Here is a 3,623-nt window from a genome sequence, read left to right on the forward strand (position 1 = left end):
TAATATACTAACCCGAGCGACCTGCGTTGATCAGCTGCACGGCTGAGAGACCATATGGGGTTGCTCAATTGTCCTCGTCCAAGTGGCGGGGGCGGGAAATGTATGTTTTTGGTTCAGAAGAACAGATGACCTTTAGTTACCAGCTGGGTCATCGTGATTGATTTGATTACTAGCGCAGCTTTGGTTGTGTGCGGTCAAACGCACTCAAGTAGCCGAAGAGGCGGTAGTGCCAATATCAAGTCTTTCTTTTTCTGGATCAAATCAAGCGCGAGAAGGGCGTTTGGTGAATGCCTTGGCAGCAAGAGGCGATGAAAGACGTGATACTCTGCGATAAGCCATGGGGAGCTGAGAATAAGCTTTGATCCATGGATTTCTGAATGGGGCAACCCACTTGAAAGCTCTCTATTGTTACCCTCTGGGTAATCAATAGGTGGCTTAATCAAGTATTTATGACCTGAATACATAGGGTTATAAAGGCAAACCCGGGGAACTGAAACATCTAAGTACCCGGAGGAAAGGAAATCAATTGATACTCCCCTAGTAGCGGCGAGCGAACGGGGACCAGCCGAGCCGGATAAGTGAGAAGAACATGTTGGGAAGCATGGCCATAGCGGGTGACAGCCCCGTATTCTAAGCTTTGACGGACGTATTAAGTAGGGCGGAACACGTGAAATTCTGTCTGAAGATCGGAGGACCACCTTCGAAGGCTAAGTACTCCTTGCTGACCGATAGTGAACCAGTACCGTGAGGGAAAGGTGAAAAGCACCCCGACGAGGGGAGTGAAACAGTACCTGAAACCGAACGCCTACAATCAGTCGGAGGATCCTCGAGATCTGACGGCGTACCTTTTGTATAATGGGTCATCGACTTGGTCTCACGAGCAAGCTTAAGCCGTTAGGTGTAGGCGTAGCGAAAGCGAGTCTTAATAGGGCGTATGAGTTCGTGGGATCAGACCCGAAACCGAGTGATCTAGGCATGGCCAGGTTGAAGGTAAGGTAACACTTACTGGAGGACCGAACCCACATCCGTTGAAAAGGATCGGGATGAGCTGTGCCTAGGGGTGAAAGGCCAATCAAACTCGGAGATAGCTGGTTCTCTGCGAAATCTATTTAGGTAGAGCGTCATCCGAATACCCCGGGGGGTAGAGCACTGGATGGGTAATGGGGCCCCACAGGCTTACTGATCCTAACCAAACTCCGAATACCCGGGAGTACTAGATGGCAGACACACTGCGGATGCTAACGTCCGTAGTGGAGAGGGAAACAACCCTGACCTACAGCTAAGGCCCCCAATTCATGGCTAAGTGGGAAAGCAGGTGGGACGACCAAAACAACCAGGAGGTTGGCTTAGAAGCAGCCATCCTTTAAAGATAGCGTAACAGCTCACTGGTCTAAATAAGTTGTCCTGCGGCGAAGATGTAACGGGGCTCAAGCCATGAGCCGAAGCTTAGGATGCCGTAAGGCATGGTAGCAGAGCGTAGTGTGACATAAGACTTATCCTCTTTAGTGTCTTTCGGGGCACCTTGGAGGATCGAGTCTTTTCGATGAAGCCGGCGCGTGAGCGATCCGGTGGAGAGATCACTAGTGAGAATGATGACATGAGTAGCGACAAAGAGTGTGAGAGACACTCTCGCCGAAAGTCCAAGGGTTCCTGCTTAAAGCTAATCTGAGCAGGGTAAGCCGGCCCCTAAGCCGAGGCCGAAAGGCGTAGGCGATGGGAACTAGGTTAATATTCCTAGGCCGTGGAGTGGTGACGGATCTCAGAGGTAGTTCATCCTTATCGGATTGAATGGGCTGCTGAGAGGTTCCTGGAAATAGCCCTCCTATAAGACCGTACCCTAAACCGACACAGGTGGACTGGTAGAGCATACCAAGGCGCTTGAGAGAACGATGTTGAAGGAACTCGGCAAAATACCTCCGTAAGTTCGCGAGAAGGAGGCCCGGTTCCTAGGCAACTAGGGGCTGGGGGCACAAACCAGGGGGTGGCGACTGTTTATTAAAAACACAGGGCTCTGCGAAGTCGCAAGACGACGTATAGGGTCTGACGCCTGCCCGGTGCCTGAAGGTTAAAAGGAGAGGTGAGAGCCTTGAATTGAAGCCCAGGTAAACGGCGGCCGTAACTATAACGGTCCTAAGGTAGCGAAATTCCTTGTCGGGTAAGTTCCGACCTGCACGAATGGCGTAACGACTTCCCCGCTGTCTCCAACATCGACTCAGCGAAATTGAATTGCCTGTCAAGATGCAGGCTTCCCGCGGTTAGACGGAAAGACCCCGTGCACCTTTACTACAGCTTCGCACTGGCATCAGGATTGTGATGTGCAGGATAGGTGGTAGGCTTTGAAGCAGGAACGCCAGTTCTTGTGGAGCCTCCCTTGAGATACCACCCTTCGCACTCTTGATGTCTAACCGCGGTCCGTTATCCGGATCCGGGACCCTGCGTGGCGGGTAGTTTGACTGGGGCGGTCGCCTCCTAAAGCGTAACGGAGGCGCGCGAAGGTTGGCTCAGAGCGGTCGGAAATCGCTCGTTGAGTGCAATGGCAGAAGCCAGCCTGACTGCAAGACTGACAAGTCGAGCAGAGTCGAAAGACGGCCATAGTGATCCGGTGGTCCCGAGTGGAAGGGCCATCGCTCAACGGATAAAAGGTACGCCGGGGATAACAGGCTGATACTGCCCAAGAGTCCATATCGACGGCAGTGTTTGGCACCTCGATGTCGGCTCATCTCATCCTGGGGCTGGAGCAGGTCCCAAGGGTACGGCTGTTCGCCGTTTAAAGAGGTACGTGAGCTGGGTTTAGAACGTCGTGAGACAGTTCGGTCCCTATCTGCCGTGGGTGTAGGAGACTTGAGAGGAGTTGCCCCTAGTACGAGAGGACCGGGGTGAACGATCCACTGGTGGACCAGTTGTCGTGCCAACGGCAGTGCTGGGTAGCTATGATCGGACAGGATAACCGCTGAAGGCATCTAAGCGGGAAGCCCCCCTCAAAACAAGGTCTCCCTGAGGGCCGTGGAAGACCACCACGTCAATAGGCCGGAGATGTAAGCGCAGTAATGCGTTCAGTTGACCGGTACTAATCGCCCGATAGGCTTGATTTGATCCAGTAATGGAAAGACTGCCAACCGCCTCAAGTAGCGAAGCGGTAGGCGAACAAATAAGCCAAAAACATACACCTCATTAAACATGGATAACTTCGCAGCAACACGCTGCGGCGTTGATTGACATAACTACCGAGTGGCAACGCGCATTTGCACCCAAATACGCTGCATGCCACTCGTCGTGCTTTGCAAAGCAAAGACGCGACGGGGATTTTCCTCGGTTTGGTGGTCATAGCGCAAGTGAAACACCCGGTCCCATCCCGAACCCGGAAGTTAAGCACTGCCGCGCCAATGGTACTTGGGCTTAAGCCCCGGGAGAGTAGGTCACCGCCAAACCTAGAAAAATCCCCCTTCTCTCTTACGATAAAAAAATACGACCCGGTCTCAAACAGCCAAAAAGGCCGTAGACCAACACAAGGCCTCAAGGCGCGTAACCAATAGGCCAACAAAAGTGTCGCGGGATGGAGCAGCCCGGTAGCTCGTCAGGCTCATAACCTGAAGGTCGTAGGTTCAAATCCTACTCCCGCAACC

General features: G+C 52.8%; 1 tRNA gene and 2 rRNA genes. All 3 read left to right on the forward strand.

Annotated features, from left to right (window positions below):
• Positions 1-259: 259 nt before the first annotated feature.
• The 3 genes from ALB80_RS21550 (at position 260) to ALB80_RS21560 (ending at position 3,621) form a co-directional block, all read left to right on the forward strand.
• Positions 260-3,092: ribosomal RNA gene (locus ALB80_RS21550) — 23S ribosomal RNA — on the forward strand.
• Positions 3,093-3,313: 221 nt separating this feature from the next.
• Positions 3,314-3,428, forward strand: a 5S ribosomal RNA gene (rrf, locus tag ALB80_RS21555).
• A 119-nt stretch (positions 3,429-3,547) separates the two neighbouring features.
• Positions 3,548-3,621, forward strand: a tRNA-Met gene (locus ALB80_RS21560).
• The last annotated feature ends 2 nt before the right edge of the window (positions 3,622-3,623 follow it).

It is taken from the genome of Ruegeria sp. 6PALISEP08, from assembly GCF_001238295.1.
Classification (GTDB): Bacteria; Pseudomonadota; Alphaproteobacteria; order Rhodobacterales; family Rhodobacteraceae; genus Ruegeria.